This window comes from Candidatus Amarolinea dominans, assembly GCA_016719785.1.
In the GTDB taxonomy this organism is placed as follows: Bacteria; Chloroflexota; Anaerolineae; order SSC4; family Amarolineaceae; genus Amarolinea; species Amarolinea dominans.
Genome location: JADJYJ010000001.1, coordinates 22,469 through 41,146 on the forward strand (window position 1 = coordinate 22,469; position 18,678 = coordinate 41,146).

At 64.1% G+C, this 18,678-nt stretch carries 16 protein-coding genes; 12 read left to right on the plus strand and 4 right to left on the minus strand.

Translation table 11 applies throughout. The annotated features are described in order from the left end of the window. Nucleotides 1-8: 8 nt before the first annotated feature. The 3 genes from IPM84_00140 (at nt 9) to IPM84_00150 (ending at nt 3,224) form a co-directional block, all read left to right on the plus strand. Nucleotides 9-608: an RNA polymerase sigma factor gene (locus tag IPM84_00140; GenBank protein MBK9091206.1), complete on the plus strand. Its 600-nt coding sequence runs from the start codon at nt 9-11 to the stop codon at nt 606-608. Continuing rightward, on the plus strand, nt 605-2,005 hold the full coding sequence (locus tag IPM84_00145; GenBank protein MBK9091207.1) for a hypothetical protein: 1,401 nt from the start codon (nt 605-607) through the stop codon (nt 2,003-2,005). Before IPM84_00140 ends, IPM84_00145 begins: the two co-directional genes overlap by 4 nt. A gap of 553 nt (nt 2,006-2,558) precedes the next feature. Then, complete coding sequence (locus tag IPM84_00150; GenBank protein MBK9091208.1) at nt 2,559-3,224, plus strand: hypothetical protein; 666 nt, start codon at nt 2,559-2,561, stop codon at nt 3,222-3,224. Nucleotides 3,225-3,309: 85 nt separating this feature from the next. Here IPM84_00150 and IPM84_00155 read toward each other — a convergent pair whose 3' ends face one another. The 3 genes from IPM84_00155 to IPM84_00165 are packed head-to-tail and all read right to left on the minus strand — an operon-like array spanning nt 3,310 to nt 4,937. Then, entirely contained in the window at nt 3,310-3,369 is a 60-nt protein-coding gene (locus IPM84_00155) for a hypothetical protein (protein MBK9091209.1), read from the minus strand. A 15-nt stretch (nt 3,370-3,384) separates the two neighbouring features. Further along, complete coding sequence (locus tag IPM84_00160; GenBank protein MBK9091210.1) at nt 3,385-4,101, minus strand: VIT1/CCC1 transporter family protein; 717 nt, start codon at nt 4,099-4,101, stop codon at nt 3,385-3,387. A 47-nt stretch (nt 4,102-4,148) separates the two neighbouring features. Continuing rightward, complete coding sequence (locus IPM84_00165; protein ID MBK9091211.1) at nt 4,149-4,937, minus strand: TrmB family transcriptional regulator; 789 nt, start codon at nt 4,935-4,937, stop codon at nt 4,149-4,151. Nucleotides 4,938-5,138: 201 nt separating this feature from the next. Here IPM84_00165 and IPM84_00170 point away from each other — a divergent pair, with 201 nt between their 5' ends. Both IPM84_00170 and IPM84_00175 read left to right on the plus strand, forming a co-directional pair. Next, the gene (locus tag IPM84_00170) at nt 5,139-8,114 is read left to right on the plus strand and encodes an ExeM/NucH family extracellular endonuclease (GenBank protein MBK9091212.1); all 2,976 of its coding nucleotides are present in this window, start codon (nt 5,139-5,141) and stop codon (nt 8,112-8,114) included. Between the two features lie 79 nt (nt 8,115-8,193). Further along, entirely contained in the window at nt 8,194-9,414 is a 1,221-nt protein-coding gene (locus IPM84_00175; GenBank protein MBK9091213.1) for an AAA family ATPase, read from the plus strand. A gap of 7 nt (nt 9,415-9,421) precedes the next feature. Here IPM84_00175 and IPM84_00180 read toward each other — a convergent pair whose 3' ends face one another. After that, complete coding sequence (locus IPM84_00180; protein MBK9091214.1) at nt 9,422-11,074, minus strand: NAD(P)/FAD-dependent oxidoreductase; 1,653 nt, start codon at nt 11,072-11,074, stop codon at nt 9,422-9,424. Nucleotides 11,075-11,389: 315 nt separating this feature from the next. On the opposite strand from IPM84_00180, the gene IPM84_00185 reads away from it, so the two are divergent. The 7 genes from IPM84_00185 (at nt 11,390) to IPM84_00215 (ending at nt 18,367) form a co-directional block, all read left to right on the plus strand. Beyond that, entirely contained in the window at nt 11,390-13,345 is a 1,956-nt protein-coding gene (locus IPM84_00185) for a DUF4012 domain-containing protein (GenBank protein ID MBK9091215.1), read from the plus strand. Nucleotides 13,346-13,407: 62 nt separating this feature from the next. Continuing rightward, nucleotides 13,408-13,914, plus strand: a complete 507-nt coding sequence (locus IPM84_00190) for a hypothetical protein (GenBank protein ID MBK9091216.1) — start codon at nt 13,408-13,410, stop codon at nt 13,912-13,914. A 156-nt stretch (nt 13,915-14,070) separates the two neighbouring features. Further along, a complete protein-coding gene (locus IPM84_00195; GenBank protein MBK9091217.1) occupies nt 14,071-14,649 on the plus strand; it encodes a site-2 protease family protein in 579 nt (192 codons plus the stop codon). Further along, on the plus strand, nt 14,627-15,235 hold the full coding sequence (locus tag IPM84_00200) for a hypothetical protein (protein ID MBK9091218.1): 609 nt from the start codon (nt 14,627-14,629) through the stop codon (nt 15,233-15,235). Before IPM84_00195 ends, IPM84_00200 begins: the two co-directional genes overlap by 23 nt. Nucleotides 15,236-15,321: 86 nt before the next feature. After that, nucleotides 15,322-16,314 (plus strand): prephenate dehydrogenase/arogenate dehydrogenase family protein, encoded by a 993-nt coding sequence (locus IPM84_00205; protein MBK9091219.1) that lies wholly within the window; start codon nt 15,322-15,324, stop codon nt 16,312-16,314. Between the two features lie 92 nt (nt 16,315-16,406). Next, nucleotides 16,407-17,108 carry a glycosyltransferase family 2 protein gene (locus IPM84_00210; GenBank protein ID MBK9091220.1) on the plus strand — a complete coding sequence of 234 codons (702 nt, stop codon included), beginning with the start codon at nt 16,407-16,409 and terminating at the stop codon, nt 17,106-17,108. Continuing rightward, a complete protein-coding gene (locus tag IPM84_00215; GenBank protein MBK9091221.1) occupies nt 17,093-18,367 on the plus strand; it encodes a glycosyltransferase family 4 protein in 1,275 nt (424 codons plus the stop codon). The genes IPM84_00210 and IPM84_00215 overlap by 16 nt, the downstream gene beginning before the upstream one ends. Nucleotides 18,368-18,678: the final 311 nt, after the last annotated feature.

The window sequence follows — 18,678 nt, forward strand, 5'->3', positions numbered from 1 at the left end:
CCGTGTCCATGCCAGGTAGATCAGGCCAGCTTACCCAAGCCCAGGCGCTCAGTTCCAGCAGCGACCTCGATCAGCGCTTCGAGGCGTTGTTTCGCGACCTGCGCCAGCCGGTGCTGAACTATCTTTTTCGCCTGCTGGGCGACGCCGAGCAAGCCGAGGATGTCTCCCAGGATTCGTTCGTGAAAATCTATCGTGCGCTGTCCGGTCTGCCGGCCGATGCCAACGCACGCGCCTGGGTCTACCGTATTGCCACCAACGCGGCCTACGACGCCCTGCGGCGCCGGCGCTTGATCCGCTGGCTGCCCCTGCTGCGTCAGGCCGATGAGGATGACGGCTATGAGCGCCGCGAAATCGGGCTACCTGAGGCGGCCAATGAGATGGCGCAGTTGGAACAGCACCTCGACGTTCAGGCCGCGCTGAACCGTCTGCCGACGGACCTGCGGACGCCTCTGCTGCTCTACAGCTACCAGGGGCTGAACACGGCCGAAATCGCCGAGATCATGCAGATTTCACGTTCGGCGGTCAAGATGCGGCTGCAGCGAGCGCGCCAGCTACTTGGGGAGCACTATACCAGGGAAAGCCTGGTCAGAGAGGAGGTCCAGCCGTGAATGCCCACCACGTGTTGGAAATGGTGACCGTCTACCGCGAACTCACGGTGGCCGAGCGCCGCCATGTGCAAGAGCATGTGGCCGACTGCACACCCTGCGCGCTGGCTCTGACGCAGGCGCAGCGCGTCGACGCGCTGCTGCAAACTCTGCCACTGCTGCGCAGTACGCCCGCGCAGGATGCCGCCCTGCGCCGGCGGCTATACGCTGGCCGCCCCATCGCTCCCCGCACCTCGGCCGGCTGGTATTGGCGCCCGCAGATGGCCTGGCTGGTCATCGTGATCGTCATCGCCGCTCTGATCGGCAGCACCGGCGCGGTCGCCGGCCAGAGTCTGCCAGACATGCCGCTCTACCCACTCAAACTGGCGGGCGAACAGGCCCGCGGCTGGCTCATTTGGGACGCGACCGGGCAGGCGGAATGGCAACTGGCCCGCGCCCGCACGCGCCTGGACGAGATCAACCTGCTGGTGGCGCAAGGACGCCTGCCTTCCGAGCAGACCCTGGCGCGCTTGCAGCAGCAGTTGGCCTCGGTTCTTGCCAGCACAAGCCGCACACCGCTATCCGACACCGTGCGCCTGTTACAGCAGGCCGACACCCTCACCGGCGACGCCCTCACGCAGGTGGAGGCCTGGCCGCAGCAGGCGCCGGATGACCTGGCCGAGCTGCGCGCCAGCCTGCGCCAGCAACAGCGGGTGATTGCCGCGGGCCTGGCCGCGCCAGAGCAGTTCCGCCAAACGCCCACGCCGGCACCCACAGCGACGCCCACGAGCAGCGCGGGCCAGCGTGCTGCGGCAACCACCGCCCCGCACGACTTGCCTGCCCCGGTTTGTCCTCCAGCCTGCAGCCCAACGCCAACCGCCAGCCCGCTGCCGACAACTCTCCCACCGCCCGCCGCGACGGCTACGCCGTCGGCGCCGCCCACGGCCACGCCCAGCGCGCCTCCGACAGCCACGCCAACAGCGACCCCGCCGCCCAGCGCCACTCCATCGCCAACGCCGTCCGCTACGCCAACGCGGCCGCACATCCTGCCGCCGCGGCCCTCCGGCACGCCACGGCCGCGGCCCACATTACCGCGACCGCCGCAGCGCACCGCGACAGCTTCGCCGGCAGGCACCGCCACGGACGGTCCGGCCCCGACCGCCACCCCCACGGGCAATCACACCCTACCGCCGGCGACGCGTACGCCGCGACCACCGCCGCCCCGCTGGACGCCGCCGCGCCTACCGCCGCGCTCTACCGCCACTCCGGCGGCTTCCCCCGTGCAGCTCGCTACGGAGACGCCAACGGCCGCGCCCCCGGCAACCCCGACCCCAGAAGCTGCACCGGACGATACGGTCACCCCGTTGCCCTCGCCATCGCCAACGCCCGCCGGTGGGGCGTCCGGGCGACGCCGGCCGTAGCGCACACCTCCGGCTTGCACGTTGGCGCACCGAAGCATGATATGCCGCGGACAGCGCCGTCACGCCGGAGACGTGACCTACGGTTGAAGCATGACCTACGGTTGAAGTTAGCCGGACGATGTCACGCCGCGACGCCCACTGATACATCAAACCCGCTCAAGCGGGTTGCGCCGGTGGGAACCCGTCTTGACAGATTCTGGTGGTTCAGACCGTGAATTCATTCACGGGCGGGCGTTGGCGCGCAACCTTGCGAAGGCCCGCCGGGCAAGGGGCTTTTGTGGGTGAGATCGTTTTCGGCTTGCCCAACGCCGGATGGTGCAGCCAGCCTTCGCAAGGGGTGACGGGCGTCACGCCGGGGGCTGCCGGATGAATCCGGCGTTATGGTGGACGCCGATTCTAAAAACCGGGTTGACCGCGCAGCCCAGTGCATCGTCATACTGACCAGAAGCCGCCAACATCGCCTCTGCGCCGATTCGACCCGCAGCGTCGCCAGATCGAATCGAGGCTGTTTCGAAAACCGCTTCCCCACTTCTATTTTTCGGAGGATTCGCACATGAAAAAGACGTTTGTATTCCTGTTCCTGGTTCTGCTCCTGGCCTTGAGCGCCATCCCGGCGCTGGCTGAGGAGCCGACACCGCCGATGCCGCCGTCCCGCTTCACTCTGTGGGGCACTGTCACCGCCGTTGACGCCACCAACCACACCTTCAGTGTCAACGTGCTGATCTATCGCGGCGGTCGAGGCGCACCGCCCACCACGGCCACCCTGCACACCAACCAGCGCACCCGCTTCGCCATCCACACCGACACCGGCAACGTCCCCGGCGCCTTTGCCGATGTGGCGGTCGGCCAGACGCTCATGGTCAATGGCGTGCGCGCCCAGGGCAACTTCCATGCCCAGATGGTCTTGATCAACGCGCCGCTGCCGCCGCAGCTCTTCGCCATCGGCGGCAAGATCACCGCGCTGGACGGCACAGCCCACACCCTGACCCTGGAAGTGGTACGCGCCATGCCGCCTTCCCTGGGCATCCTGCCCGGCGACAGCGTGGTGATTACCACGGACGCCAACACGCACTTCTGTGCGGCCACGCCAGGACAGCCCTGCACGCCCATCACCTTTGCCGACCTGGCCGTGGATGACCATGTCATGACCAACGGCGCGGTGGTGAACAGCGCCTTCCTGGCCCGCCAGGTGACCAAACTGCCGCCCCCGCCGCAGTAATCTGCCGCAAGCGGAACAAACAAACGGGCCGAGTTTCTGATGAAACTCGGCCCGTTTTTGTCTGCCTTACATGACTCCCACTCATTCAGGCCACCGCATACTGCGTGAATGGTCGAACCTCAGGAGATTGGAAACCCAAGACGATCTGTTTCTTGGGGTTCTAACTGGCCGGTGCGCCGAAGAGGGAGCCGATGAAGTATCCGGCCAGCGCGGACGCGATGCCGATCACCATCATCTGCAGGCCGCTGCGGGCCGGCACCCCTACCGTGATGCGGGCCTTGAAATAGCCTACGGCAAACAGCGCCAGCGCCGACAGCACGAGGGCAACGATCATCCCCTGCGCCGGCGCCAGGAAAAAGAAGGGAGAGAGCGGGATCAGGGAGCCGATGACGGCCGAGAAGCCGACCCACAGCGCGGTCTTCAGCAGCCCCTTGTTCTTCACCGGCTGCAGTTCCAGCTCGTGCGCCATCATGATGTCAACCCAGTGTGCTTCATGCTGGCTGACATGCTCCACCACTTTGTCCAGCAGCTCGCCCTCGAAACTCCAGCCCTGGAAAATCTCGCGAATCTCCTGGCGCTCCAGATCGGGCATTTCTTTGATCTCGCGCCGCTCGCGCGCCATCTGCGCATGATAGAAATCGGCATTGGCCAGTGACGAGGTGTACGCGACCGCGCCCATGGAGATGGACTCCGCAAAAGTAGCCGCCAACCCGCCCGCAATGATGATGCGGATGTCCTGCGAAGCGGCGGCAACACCCAGGATGACGCCCAGCGTGTTGACCAGGCCATCCTGTCCCCCCAAAATAATCTCACTCAAACGCGCGCCCAGGCCGTGACTTTCACGTGCCGGGACTAACGCACTGCCTGCTGCTGCCATACCAACCTCCTACAAACTGGTCAAATACGGATAGAAATAGAATTTCATCATTCACGCCCCAGCACTGCCCGATCGAGTGGAGCCAGGTGCGCCAGCATCTCTACTGGCAACTCCTGCCCCAGACGCTGGGTGAACAGTTCCTGCCAGATGTACTCGCGCGCCACAAACACCAGGTGGGGGTTGGTGGTCCAGGCCGCGCTGGCTGCTTCTGTCGTACCGCCGATCAAGGCGGCCTGCCGATCCGCCACCACGATGACGATGCCGCGGCCCACCCGATGCACCGCGGTCTCGGCCTGCGGGTGATGGCGCACCTCTCCGACCGTCAGCGTATTTTCGCCAAACAACAACGCATGAACCGCAACCCCCCGCTGCTGCGCGGCCGTTAGGGCGCCCTGCAGCGGGGCCAGCGTGCGATCGTGCAAACCGACATAGAGTTCGGCGCTGGCTGCATCAATCATGGCCTGCGCCCGCTGCACGATCTGCGCATCGCCGCTGATGTTCCAGATCTGGGCCGGCTCGGCCGGCACGGCCAGGGCGGTCAGGTCCGCGGCCAGACCATCCACGCAGGTCTCGAACTGCTGTCGCATCTGCGCCACCAATTCGTGCGGCGGCAGCGGCGCATAGCGCACCCCTTTCGCGTCCTCGGGCAGCGTCAGGATGGCGCCGCGCTGCGCCAGGCGTCCCAGCGCTTCGTATACCATGCTGCGCGGCACGCCTGACGCCTTGCTCAACTGATAGCCGCTGGCCGCGTGATGTTGCAGCAGCGCCAGATAGACGCGGGCTTCATATTCGGTAAATCCCAGGGCGCCCAACTGGCGCTGCAGTCGCTCACTCATGTTCATCATCTATAGTAGTTCACTTCCAAACTACTACAAGTATCTCATACCCAGGGCGAATTGTCAACTGTTGGCAGTTCAACCAATCGGTAGTAAAATAAGCGCTATCTTGCGCATGATGTTCCCCGTGGATGATCCTGCCGAGCAGCAGAGACGCCGCTTGCAGCAGCAAAGAATCAGCTTGAACGAAAGGAACCAACCGTGCAAACCAGAGCCTTCGCACCACGAGGACACCGCACCATCAGTGGGAGCATCTCGCTTCTGCTCAGCGTCCTTGCCGCCAGTCTCCTCATCCTGGCCGCCGCCGTTTTGGCTTCTGCCAACGCCCACACCGAGGCTCCAGAGGCCAACGACCTGCGCGTCAGCCAGGTCTACGGCGGCGGCGGCAACGCCGGCGCCACGTATACGAACGATTTTATCGAGTTGTTCAATGCGGGCGCCGGCTCGATCAATCTGAGCGGTTGGAGCGTTCAGTACGCTTCGGCCACCGGCACATCCTGGCAGGTCACCAACCTGAGCGGGAGCCTGGTCGCAGGGCATTACTACCTGATCCAGGAAGCGCAAGGCGCCGGCGGCACCACGCCCTTGCCAACGCCGGACGCCACCGGCACAATTGCGATGAGTGGCTCTACCGGCAAGGTGGCCCTGGTCAATAGCACGACGGCGCTCACTGGCGCTTGTCCAACCGGTGCCAGCATCATTGACTTTGTTGGTTACGGTCCTACGGCCAACTGCTACGAAGGGGCTGGTCCGACGGCGGTCTTGAGCAATACCACCGCAGCCCTGCGTAATGGCAACGGTTGTACGGATACTGACAACAATAGTGCCGACTTTACTGCAGGCGCGCCCACCCCGCGTAACACGGCTTCAGCGATCAACACCTGCGGGCCGGACACCACACCGCCCACCGTGCTCAGCACGATCCCCATCAGCAACGCCACCAATGTGCTGCTCAACAGCACGGTGCAGGTCACGTTCAGCGAAGCCGTGAGCAACGTCACCAGCAGCACCTTCACCGTGGTCAGCGCCGGCGGCCCGGTCACCGGTACAATCAGCGGCAGCGGCGCCAACCGCACCTTCACGCCGGGCGCGCTGCTGGCGCCAACCACCCTTTTCACCGCCACGCTGACCACCGCCATCACCGACCTGGCCGGCAACCCCATGCTGAGCAACTATGTCTGGAGCTTTACGAGCGGCGCGGTGTCCGTGTGCGGCGCGCCGGCCACGCTGATCAGCGCCATCCAGGGCAGCGGCACGGCCAGCCCGCTCGTGGGGACAACGCTGACGATCGAGGGCGTGGTCAAGGGTGATTTCCAGTCTACGACGACCGAGCTGAGCGGATTCTTCGTGCAAGAGGAAGACAGCGAAAGCGACGGCAATCCGGCCACGTCTGAGGGCATCTTCGTCTACGACAACGGCTTTGGCGTGGATGTCAGCGTCGGTCAAGTGGTGCGCGTGACTGGAACCGTGGCCGAATACTACACGCTGACCGAGTTGAACGCGGTCGGCGCGGTCAGCCCTTGTCCGGGCAGCCCCACAACCACGCCGGCCGCAATCACCCTGCCGGTCAGCAGCCTGACCGACTGGGAGCGCAACGAGGGCATGGCGGTCCAAATTCCATCCACCCTCTACGTCACCGAGCACTACGACCTGGGCCAATACGGCCAGGTATCGCTTTCGGTCAGCGATCGCCTGTATCAGCCGACCGCGCTGGTCGCGCCCGGCGGTGTCGGCAGCCCGCGTGACCTGCTGCAGGACTTGAACAATCGCAGTCGCATCCAGTTGGATGACGCCAACCTGCAGCAAAACCGGGACCCCATCGTCTACCCGCCACCCGCGCTGACGGCCGCGAACACGCTGCGCACCGGCGACACCGTGAGCGGCCTGACCGGCGTGCTGTTTTACTACGGTTCCGCGTACATGATCGAGCCGACACTGCCGCTGAGCATCACGCACAGCAACCCGCGCAGCGCAGCCCCTGCGGCCGTGGGCGGCAACGTGCGCGTCGCCAGCTTCAACGTGTTGAACTACTTCAACGGTGACGGCCTGGGCGGCGGCTTCCCCACCTCGCGCGGGGCCGACACCCTGGCGGAGTTCAACCGCCAGCGCGCCAAGACCATCGCCGCCATCGTGGGCCTGAACGCGGATGTCATCGGCCTGATGGAAATGGAAAACGACGGCTACGGCGCCACCAGCGCCATTCAAGATCTGGTCAACGGGCTGAACGCGGCCACGACGCCCGGCGCCTACGCCTTCATCAACCCCGGCGTCGCCACCTTTGGCGGCGACGAGATCGCGGTTGGGATCATCTACCGTCCGGCAAAGGCCACGCCGGCGGGCGCCGCCGTCACCCTGAGCACCGGCGCGTTCGATCAAAGCCCGGCTGTGCGGCGCAACCGCCAGCCGATGGTGCAGACCTTCGCGGATGCCACCTATGGCGAGAAGTTCACCGTGGTTGTCAATCACCTCAAGTCCAAAGGCTCCGCCTGCAACACACCCGTCGGCGTCTTTCCGCCCGACCCGGACACCGGCGATGGGCAGGGTAACTGCAACATCACCCGCACGATGGCCGCCAACGAATTGACCGCCTGGCTGGCGACCGACCCCACCGCCAGCGGCGATCAGGACTTCCTCATCATGGGCGACCTGAACGCGTACACCAAAGAGGACCCGATCACGGCCATCACCGGCGCCGGTTACACCAACCTGGTGGCGAGCGGCCTGGGCGCCCATGCCTATTCCTACGTGTTCGACGGGCAGAGCGGCTATCTGGACCATGCGCTGTCCACCGCGCACCTGGCCGCCGCGATCTCTGCTGTAGACGAGTGGCACATCAACGCCGACGAGCCGCGTTCGCTCGACTACAACCAGGAATTCAAGACCCCCGGCCAGATCATCAGCCTCTACGCACCAGACGCCTATCGCTCATCGGATCATGACCCGGTGGTCGTGGGCATCAAGTCATGCGCGTGGTACGATACCAACTGCAGTTGCGGCGGCGCCAGCGACATCACCGACGTGATCTTCACGGCCAACGACTGGGGCAAGACCAGCGGCTTTGCTCCGCGCAACGATGTGGCCGGCGGGGCCGGCGCGTTCCCCGCGCCCGATGGCATGGTCAACATCCAGGATGTGCAAGCCGTCGCCAGCCGCTTCACCGGCGCGACCTGCTCATGACCAGCAGTTCCAACGGTCTTACTTGGACGACCGGCACGTCGGGAACATAGTACACTTGACGGCGGGAGGAGACTCACAAATGATTGGCCAACTTAAAGTCAAGAACTACCGTAGCCTGGCCGATGTCACGGTCAGCTTCGATGTGTTGACCGTTCTGGTGGGGCTGAATGGTTCCGGCAAAAGCAACCTGGTAGATGTGCTGCGGTTCGTTTCCGAGGCGCTCACGCATGGGCTGGACTCCGCTGTGATCAAGCGTCATGGCATGAGCGCGCTGCGTCGTTGGTCGGGCAAAGGCCGGCCTTACGATGTGGAGATCGGGCTTTCGGTAAGCGGCAATGGAACCTTAGCCGCCGACTACCAATTCACACTCGGCAGCGAACTGCGGGGCGGGTACCGCGTCAAGTCCGAGCGCTGTGAAGTGCGCGACCTATCCGGCCAGTCCTCGAAGCTGATCAGCAAGTTCGAAACCCTCAATGGCGAGTGGGGCGCGTCACCGCTAGAGACTGCGCCAGCCCTTCAACAAACCGCGCTGGCGCTGCCGCTGCTGACAGGACTCGAGCCGTTCCGGCAGGTGTATGACCTGCTCACGAGCATGAGTTTCTACAACATCGTACCCAATGATTTGACGGAGCCGCAAAAACCAGCGAATGTTCACCCCTTGACCGAACGGGGCGATAACCTCGCCAGCCTACTCAGAGAACTGAGGCGGAGCCACTCCACCGTTTCCAAGGAGCTTGAAAGCGCCTTGAACAGCGTCATGGGCGATGTCCTGGGCTATCAAGTCGCTCAGGTGGGCGGGTACCTGGTGACGAAGCTGCGTCACACCGGCGCAGGCAAAGACCAGCAACCGTTGTTCGAGTTGTCCCAAGAATCTGATGGCACCTTGCGTATGCTTGGTATTTTGTCGGCGCTCTACCAAACACCCCCCCGGGGATTGATTGCACTGGAGGAGCCGGAACTAACCATACATCCTGGGGCGATGAGCCTGTTGTGGGAGGAGATTCTTGAGGCAACTCGACGGCGTGATGGACAAATGCAGGTTGTCCTGACAACGCACAGCCCCGATCTGCTCGACATGTGTGAAGCCGACCAGATTCGAGTCGTAGAAAAAATCAACGGCATCACACACGTCGGGCCGGTGGCGGAAGACCAAAAGCAGATCATCCAGCAGAAATTGTTCGCCCCTGGGCAGTTGCTGCAGGCCCAGGGCCTGATTCGAAGAGCTGATTGCTGCGCGCGCGATATCTCAGCCAACGGTGACGCCTCGGCCAGGCGCAGGAGCGTTGAGTGTAAGCCATGAGGCTTATCTATGAACTGACTCGCCCCCTGGCGATCCGCTCCTGTAGATGCGGCGGCCATTGGGAGGGGTCTTCCGAGGGATAGATGCGCAGCTCCGGCCCGTTCATCCGCAGCAGGTCCGCGGTGCGGCAGTGAAGAAGGCGGCGCGCCGCGGCCAGACCGCTGGCGGTGACTCCCGCCACGCCGTGACTCAATGTGCTTGCGCCCACCATCAGCAGCCCCTCGATCTCAGTGCGGATCGGAAACGCGCCTGGGCCCACCTGGCTGCGGCTCTTGGCGATGCCGTACAGATTGCCGGCCGTGGCGTTGATGTAATGCTCGTTGGTCAGGGGCGTGCCCAGGCTCCAGTAGACCACATGCTTGCTCAGGCCGGGAATGCGCCGCTCCAACCCCTGGATCATGCGCCAGGAAAAATCCTCCTTCAGCGCCAGGTAATCCGTGGAGCGCTGGCCCGTGGTGTCGCCGGCCCACTGCTTGAACGCATCATAGCCCACAAAAGTGAAAGCCTCGCAGGTGTGATGGCCGCCATGCATCTTGGAGGGGTCCTTCAAGGTGGTGACGGTGAGGAACATGGCCGGGGGCGTCTCCGCTTCCAACACCGCCGCGGTCAGGCCCTGACGATAGAGCCGATCCACGTCCGCATGATCGTAGAACCAGAAGTTGCCCGAATCCAGCCCGGCCGCGGCCAGGTCCATGTCCACCGCAAAGAAGAGGCTCAGCGCCGACCCGGAATAGACGACGCGGTCGAGTTTGCGGCGCAGACCGCTGCTGAGGTGTTCCCGGCCCACGAGTTGACCAAAGGTCACTTCGGGGTCCGCGTTGCTGATCACGGTGGGGGCGCGCAGCTCAGTGCCATCGGCCAGCCTCACGCCCACCGCGCGGCGGCCCTCCAGCAGGATGCGGCTGACCGCGGTGTTCAGGCGAATCTCGCCGCCGGCCCGCTTCAAGGCCCGCACAAAGGCGCGGGGAATGGCAAAACCACCGCCGCGCGGATAGTAGCCGCCGTCCAGATAGTGGCTGGCGACGCCGGCATGGATAAAAGCCGACACCTGCGAAGGCGGCAGCCCGTGATCGCCCGACTGCCCGGCCAGGATCGCCTTGAGCAAAGGGTCGGACACGTAATGGTCAATCAAATCCTGACCGCTGCGCCGGCTCCACTGCAGCACCGAGGCCGCCGGCCCGGCCGCGGCCAGCGCGCTGCCCACGCTGCGCACCCGCCCCAGGCGGGCGAGATCGTCCATGAGCGCGGGCAGGGCATTCAGGTAGCCTTCGATGCCCCGCGCCTCGCGCGGGAAGCGCTGCTTGAGGCGTTCGGCGAAGCGATCCTTGCCCTTGGGAATATCGAACCGCTCCTCCCCCACCACGATGTGGTCGTAGCCATCCGGGTTGAGCTCACAGAACTCCAGGTCTTGCGAGACGCCCAAGCCCTGGTAGACCTGGCGCAGCCCGCCGCCCGGCTGCAAATCACCGAGGTAGTGTACGCCGGGGCTGAAGCGATAGCCCTGCAGCGTGAACGAATGGCACCAACCGCCGGGCACCTCGTGCCGCTCGCAGACCAGCACCTTCAACCCGGCCTGGGCCAGGGGCAGCGCCGCGGCCAGCCCCCCGGCGCCGGAACCGATCACAATTACATCATAGTCGTTGTTATCGTCGTTGTTCATCGTCGTTGTTCATCGTCGTTGTTCATCGTCAATGCTCATGGTTTCACTTGGAGTCACTTCTGGGTGAGCGCAACACGTTGGGGACAAGGATAAAATAAGCCAACCTAGCATAGTTGGTACATAATGGCACCTTGCACGAAACACAACCAAGGAAAGGTTGGCTCAGATGCAAGATACCACAAGAGACGGATATTATCAACTAGCGCTAGTACAACCAGCCTGTGACGCTCTCGAATCTGTCAATCTGTCAATCTGTCCAACCTATGTTATAATCTGCCCGCTCGATCAAGTCCGCGCATTTTCTGAGATGATGTAGTGACCAATAAATCACCGATACCGGCGTCAGCCGCCGCGGCGCGTTGGCGGCGCCCTGGTTGTTTGTTGCTGCTGACCCTGGCGGCTCTCCTGGCCCTCTGGCTGGGATGGACAGGTTGGCAAGTTTATGGCTATGCACGCCGTTTACAGGCCAGTGTCAGCAGCCTGCAGGCCCTGGCTGCCCCCAATGCCCTTGACACCATTCAGCCGGCCGATCTCCTGGCCCTGCAGCCGCAGATCGCGGCGCTGGATGATGACATCCAGGGACTGGCGCGGACGGTGCGGCCGTTCATGTTCATCACGCCCGCGCTAGGCTGGCTGCCCAGGGTGGGGCCAGAAGCGACGCAGGCGCGGCCCCTGCTCGACCTGGCGACCCACACCAGCGCAGCGGGGCGCCTGGCGTTCGACAGCCTGATGCCGGTGCTCAGCGCCTGGCAGGACAAACAAGCGCCCGGCAGCCTGACCGAGCGCATTATTCCGGTGCTGGCCGCGGCCGCGCCCCAGTTCGAACAGGTTGCAGCCCGGCTGCAGCAGGCGGCGGCCGCGCGCAGCCAGATCAACACAACCGGCTTTTCAACGCGGCCGCAGGGCCTGCTCGACCGCTTCGACGCCGCGCTGCCGTTGCTGCAAACACTCGTGCGCGGCGCAACGCTGGCGCCCGCCCTGCTGGGCGCCGATGCGCCGCGCAGCTATCTCCTGGTGGCGCAGAACAACGATGAACTGCGCGCCACCGGCGGCTTCATCAGCGGCATCGGCATTCTGCATCTCGACAAGGGCCAAATCTCGGCCGATCTGCAAGACGCGTACAGTGTGGACAACTGGGCGATTCCGCACCCGGACGCGCCCGCGCCGCTGGCGCGCTTCATGCAAGCCGATGTGCTGGCGCTGCGCGATGCCAACTGGTCGCCCGATTTTCCCACCAGTGCGCGGGTCATCCAGGGGCTTTACCAACTGAACAAGAACGTGGCCGCCGATGGGGTCATCGCCTTCGATCTGAACTTCGTGCAGGCGCTGGTTGGCGCCTTGGAGCCGTTGAACATGCCGGGCTATCAGCGACCGCTGACCGGCGGCAACGTCATTACCGCCATGCGCACCATCTGGGCGCAGCCGCTTGACTCGGAGGCTTCCGTCACGCCCACCAGCGGCGGCGGCAGCGATTGGTGGAAGCACCGCAAAGATTTCATGGGCGATCTGATGCGCGCCACGCTGGATAAAGCCCAGGGCGGCGACATTCGCCCGGAGTCCCTGCTCTTCGCCATCAAAGAGGCCCTCGATCGGCGCCATCTGCTGATCTCGGTCAACGATCCGAGTGTGCAAGCCTTACTCGATCAGAGCGGCTGGAACGGCGCCTTGCAGCCCGGCAGCGGCGACTTCCTCGCCCTGGTAGACAGCAACCTGGGTTGGAATAAGGTCAATGGCCGCGTGGAGCAAACCCTGACCTACACCGTTACCCTGCCGGCCAACGGTCCGGCCCAGGCCGAACTGGTGGTGCAGTATCACCACCCATCCACGACCGCGCTCACGTCGTGTATTCACGAGGCGCGCTACGGCAACACCTACGAAGACATGATGGATCGCTGCTATTTCAACTATGTGCGCCTGTTGGTGCCTGAAGGAGCCGTACTGCGCACAGCCGATGGTCTGGAGTCGGGCACGCTGGGCACAGCGCCAGGCGAACGGGGAACTACCGAGATGCACGGTTACTTCGTCATGCTCCCTGGCAGCACCCATACCGTACGTTTTGTGTACGATCTGCCGCAGCAGGTGTTCCAGCAGGGCCGCTACACCCTGCGAATTCAGAAGCAGCCTGGCACGCGGGCCTGGCCTTTGCAGGTGACTGTCAAGCTGCCCGCTGACGGTCCGTGGCAGGCCACCCCAACCGACGCACAGGTGCAAGCGGGCCTGGTGACCTGGCAAACCACCCTCGCGCAAGATCGGTCGCTGGTGGTGAATTAACCAGGCTTCCGTAACGGCAAGCCTTGCGCACCAACTTGAACAGGATGAACAGAATGAACAGGATGAACAGGATTTTCGCCCTGCGCTGGGCGCAGCATTCGGCACGGAGAACCAAATATCCTCTCTTTTTTGTGCTGCTCCTGCTGACCATGTTGCTCGCCGGCTGCACGGCGCAGGCCGCGCCGATCATCATTCAGTGGTCCACAGAGACTGAGGTCAATACCGCCGGCTTCAATGTCTACCGCAGCGACAGCCGGGACGGTGAGTACGACCAGATCAACGACCAACTCATTCCCAGTTCGCCTGACCCGCTGCTGGGCGGCCGCTATGCCTTTACCGACGCGCAGGTCGAAGCAGAGAAGACCTATTATTACAAACTCGAAGAATTGGAGAGCACCGGCAATCGCATCACCTATGATCGCATCGTGGAGGCCACCGCGTACGCCCAGGGTTTCTTGGGCCTCAGCTACACCGTGTGGGCAGGAGCCGTCGTGGCCGTGATCGCCCTGTTCGGCATCAGCATGGCCCTGAGCCGCCGCCGACGGACGCACGACGATGCCACTGTTTAGCCAGGCAGGCGAGCCTCATTCTGAACAAAAGAGGAAACAACACCCATGATCAACTGGTCGAACTGGACGCAACAGCAGAAATTGCTGGCCGTGGCCGGCATCATTCTGCTGCTGGCGGCACTCATCTATACGGAAACCATCGAAGCCCGCTCCATCATGGCGCGCCTGCTGATCGTGCTGATTGCCTTTCCCCTGCACGAACTGGCGCATGCGGTGGCGGCCGATCGCCTGGGCGACCCCACCCCGCGGCAGTATGGACGCATCACCCTCAACCCGCTGGCCCACATTGACCCCATGGGCAGCCTGTTGATGCTCCTGTTCGGCTTTGGCTGGGCCACCACGCCGGTCAATCCAAACCTGCTGCGCGGCAATCGCCAGGTTGGCTCCATCATCGTGTCAGCGGCCGGTCCATTGTCCAATCTATTCCTGGCCGCGTTGATTGCCATCCCGTTTCGCGCCGAAATCTACTCAGCCTCGCTGTTCTGGGAGATTCTCTATTACTTCGGCATCATCAACCTGTTCCTGTTTGTGTTCAACCTGCTGCCCATTCCGCCGCTGGACGGTTTCAACATCCTGGCGAACCTGCTGCCGACGTCCATGCGCAATCCGCTCATGGTGCTATCGCAGTACGGCTCCCTGCTGCTCCTGCTAGTGCTGATCCTGCCTGGCGACCTTTTTTGGGGCCTCATCAACCCACCGGTGAATTTTCTAAGTGAACTACTCTTCGGTTTCTGATCCCCATCGTGCAGACCCCGCGCCCGGCAGTTGGCCGCGGCGTGCGGCACGCGCCCGCTATCGGATCGCCCAGTTCCGGTCGGCCCTGCAAGCCCAGGTGACGCCGTCCGAGCTGGACATGGCGCGCGGGATTTTGCCGGCGCCGGCGTGGGCGCTCTTTGCCGCCATGCCGCGGCCGGACCAACGGCACAGCCTGAACGTCCTGCTTGCCTTGCAGGCCCAGGGCTATCGTCCCCCGGCCGATCGCGATTTACTGGCGGCCGCCCTATTGCACGATGCGGCCAAATCCGGTCATTTGCGCTTGTGGCATCGCGTGGCGCTGGTCCTGCTCAATCTGACACCGCCAGGGCGGCGCCTCTTGCGTTGGCTGGCGCGACCCGCGACGCCCGCTCACTGGCGTTACTCTTTTTACGTGATCGTTCACCATGCGGCGCTGGGCGCCGCACAGGTGTTGGCCGCCGGCTGTTCGACCACAACGGCCTGGCTCATCGAACACCACCAGGCGCCCCTGGTCACCCATGCGGCAGCGCGCAGTCAACACGACGCGTGGCTGCTGGCTTTGCAGAAAGCAGATAACGAATCATGACTCAGCAAACGAACGCTTCGCCTTCATCAGCTTCATCAGTTTCATCAGTTTCATCAGTTTCATCAGTTTCATCAGCTTCATCGCCATTGGCATCCTCGCCCCAGGTCACCATCGTGGGCCTGGGACTGATCGGCATTTCGATCGGCCTGGCCCTCAAGCAGAGCGTCGGCCAACAGTCTTTTCTGATTGTCGGCCACGACAAGAACATCGCCGCGGCCGAGTATGCACGCAAGGTCAAGGCGGTTGATCGCACCGACTCGAACCTGGTATCCGCCATCGCGGCCGCCGACCTGGTCATCCTCGACCTGCCCTTGCCGGAGATTCGGCCCACGCTGGCCGCCATCGCCGCGGCACTGAAACCAGGCTGCGTCGTCACCGATACTGCCAACCTCAAGCGACCGGTGCTGCAGGCGGCCGCCGAGTTGCTGCCGGTGCACGTATTCTTTGTGGGCGGCCACCCGGTCATCACCGCCGCCGACACCAGTTTCTACAAAGCCACCGCCACCCTCTTTGCCAAACGCCCCTACTGCCTGACGATCGCGCCGGCGACAGCGGCCGCCGCGGCCCAGGTCGTTTCCGATCTGGCGGAGCGCCTGGGCGCCGCGGTCCTCTACCTCGACCCGGCCGAGCACGACGGCGTGATGGCCGGTGTTGAGACGCTGCCGGCGATCATGGCAGCGGCCCTGTTGGCCACAGCACGCCAGGGCGCCTGGAAAGAGGAGATCAAAATGGCCGGCGCGCAGCTCGAAACCTCGACACGGCTGACCGCCGAAAGCGCCTCGCTGCTGGCGCAGGCCACTGCCGGCAACCGTGACAACGTCTTGTCCTGCTTGAACGCCCTGGGCCAGCAGTTGGACACCTGGCGCGACCTCGTCTCCAGTGGTGAGACCGCCGCGCTCGAAGAGGCCTTCAGCCGCGCATTGGCCGTGCGTGGAGACTGGATGCTCGACCGCACCCGGCCCGCGCTCGGTGTGGAAACAGCGGCGTTGCCTGCGCACCCCAATATCTGGATGCGCATGTTGGGCCTGGGCGGCCGCCAACTGCGCGGGGAAGATGAGAGGACGTCCCAAAAGGATTAGATCTGCTGATTTGGAGATGCTTCAACGCAGAGACGCCAGGGCGCAAAGGCTCTTGGGGCTAAAAATTGAGCAAACAATGGAGTTCTTATTCAGTGCCTAGTATTTCTGTTTGTATGCCTGCGTATAACGAAGAGCAAAACCTGCCCGGTATGATTGCGGATGTCATCAGTGTGATGCGCGGCCGCGGGGATGAATTCGAAATCGTCGTCACCAACGACGGCAGCAAGGACCGCACCGGCGCCGTGTTGCAGGAATTGGCGCAAACCTACCCTGAATTGCGTCCCGTGGAGCATCCGGTCAACCGCGGCTACGGCGCCGCTGTCTTCACCGCGATCACCAGTGCGCGCAAAGACCTGGTTTTCTTCACCGACTCCGATCGCCAGTTCAAGCTGGATGAGTTGGACCGCCTGCTGCCGCACATCGCCGGTGCGGACATGGTCGTCGGCTACCGCGCACCGCGACGTGACCCACCGCTGCGCGTCCTGTTTGGCAAGGGTTGGAGCGCCCTGGTGACCCTCCTCTTCGGCTACACCGCGCGCGACATTGACTGCGCGTTCAAGCTGTTCCGCCGCGAGGTGATCGAAAAGGTTGGCCCCCAGATCCAATCGCGCGGCGCCACCTTCAGCGCCGAATTCCTGGTGCGCACCAAGCGCGACGGGTTCCGCATCAAGGAGGTACCCGTCAGTCACCTGCCACGCACGGCTGGCAACCCCACGGGCGCCAAACTGCACGTCATCCTGCGCGCGTTTCGCGAGCTGTGGCAGTTCCGCCGTGAGCTGTGGCGCGAGGCCTGAGCGCGGCGCGCGGCACGCCATCATCCTACCGGGTGTTGATGATTGCACCCACCGGCTTTTTTGCTGACTACGGCTGTCACGTGCGCATTCAGGGCCACGCGCAGGCGCTGCAGGCGTGTGGCCACCAGGTGCGCATCGTCACCTATCCTGGTGGCCGTGAGGTGCCCGGCTTGACCATCGTGCGCCCGCCGTGGCCCCCTGGCGCGCGCGGCCGCGACATGCCGGTCGGTTCCTCCTGGCGCAAACTTGCGCTCGACCTGCTGCTGGCCTCCGCGGTCTGGCAAACGGCCGGGCGCTGGCAACCGCACCTGGTTCATGCCTACCTGCACGAAGGCGCCCTGCTCGGCGCCCTGTTGTCTGCCCGTCAGCGCCTGCCGCTCGTGTTCGATTTCCAGGGCAGTCTCGTTGGCGAGATGCTCGATCATCGCTTCCTGGCGCCGCACTCGCCGCTGCTGCCCGCCTGGCAACGCCTGGAGCGCTGGATTGATCAGCAGCCCGCGGCCATTCTCGCCAGTTCGCAGCACGCCCACGACCTGCTTGTGACCACCTTCGGCGTACCCGCCGCCCGTGTCACCACCCTGCCGGACAGTGTGGATCCGGCCCAATTTCGCCCTGCATCCATGTTTGCAGCGCACGAGTTGGCCGCGCTGCGCGCCCAGCTTGGCCTGCCCTCCGGCCGTCCGCTGGTCGTCTACCTCGGTCTGCTGGCGCCTTACCAGGGCATTGACTTGCTCCTACAGGCCGCGCGGGCGCTGCAGCGTTCCCCGCCAACCGCAGCCGGCCGGCCATTCTTCCTCATCATGGGCTTCCCGTTTGTGGAGCACTACCGGCGCCTGGCGCAGCGCCTGGGCCTGGCCGCGGACGTGCTCTTCACCGGCATGGTGCCCTTTGCCGACGCCCCGCGCCATGTGGCCCTGGGCGATGTCGCGGTCGCGCCCAAGCTCTCGGCCACGGAGGGCAGCGGAAAACTGTTGACCTACATGGCGAGCGCACTGCCGGTGGTTGCGTTCGACACTCCCGTGCATCGCGAATACCTGGGTGATCTCGGTTTCTACGCAGCGCCTGCCGACAGCCACGCCTTGGCCGCGGCCCTGACCGCAGCGCTGCACGATCCACTTGCCGCCCGCACCCGCGGCGCAGCCCTGCGCGCCCGCGCCGTGCAACACTACACCTGGCCCCACGCCGCCGCCGCCATCGAAGAAATCTACCACCGCGTCAGCCTCCTGGCTGAACAACGTCGTCACGCCGGAGGCAACTAAACGCCTCGTTGGTTCACTTTGCGATCCCCGATCTCCACTTCATCTCCTGGTTTTTACCACAGAGAACAAAAAACGCAGAGAGTTGCCTTTGCGTCTATCTGCCGTTTCTTTGTGTTCTCTGTGCTCTTTGTGGTTGATGTCGCGCCTTCGTGGACCTTCGCCTCTGATCTCCAACGCCTTCGCGCCTTCGTATCCCTTCGCGCCTTCGTATCCCTTCGCGCCTTCGCGCTCCAAACGCCTTCGCGCTCCAAACGCCTTCCACTTTCCACTTTGCGCCATCCCTGCCAGGGTGTTATAATCGCCGTTGTGCC

Bases quoted from the DNA above. Each gene is read 5' to 3' on its own strand.
- IPM84_00165 (MBK9091211.1), bottom strand. From the start codon at position 4,937: ATGAGTGAGCGACTGCAGCGCCAGTTGGGCGCCCTGGGATTTACCGAA.
- IPM84_00195 (MBK9091217.1), top strand. From the start codon at position 14,071: ATGGCGCGCCTGCTGATCGTGCTGATTGCCTTTCCCCTGCACGAACTG.
- IPM84_00160 (MBK9091210.1), bottom strand. From the start codon at position 4,101: ATGGCAGCAGCAGGCAGTGCGTTAGTCCCGGCACGTGAAAGTCACGGC.
- IPM84_00190 (MBK9091216.1), top strand. From the start codon at position 13,408: ATGAACAGGATTTTCGCCCTGCGCTGGGCGCAGCATTCGGCACGGAGA.
- IPM84_00150 (MBK9091208.1), top strand. From the start codon at position 2,559: ATGAAAAAGACGTTTGTATTCCTGTTCCTGGTTCTGCTCCTGGCCTTG.
- IPM84_00140 (MBK9091206.1), top strand. From the start codon at position 9: ATGCCAGGTAGATCAGGCCAGCTTACCCAAGCCCAGGCGCTCAGTTCC.
- IPM84_00175 (MBK9091213.1), top strand. From the start codon at position 8,194: ATGATTGGCCAACTTAAAGTCAAGAACTACCGTAGCCTGGCCGATGTC.
- IPM84_00180 (MBK9091214.1), bottom strand. From the start codon at position 11,074: ATGAACAACGACGATAACAACGACTATGATGTAATTGTGATCGGTTCC.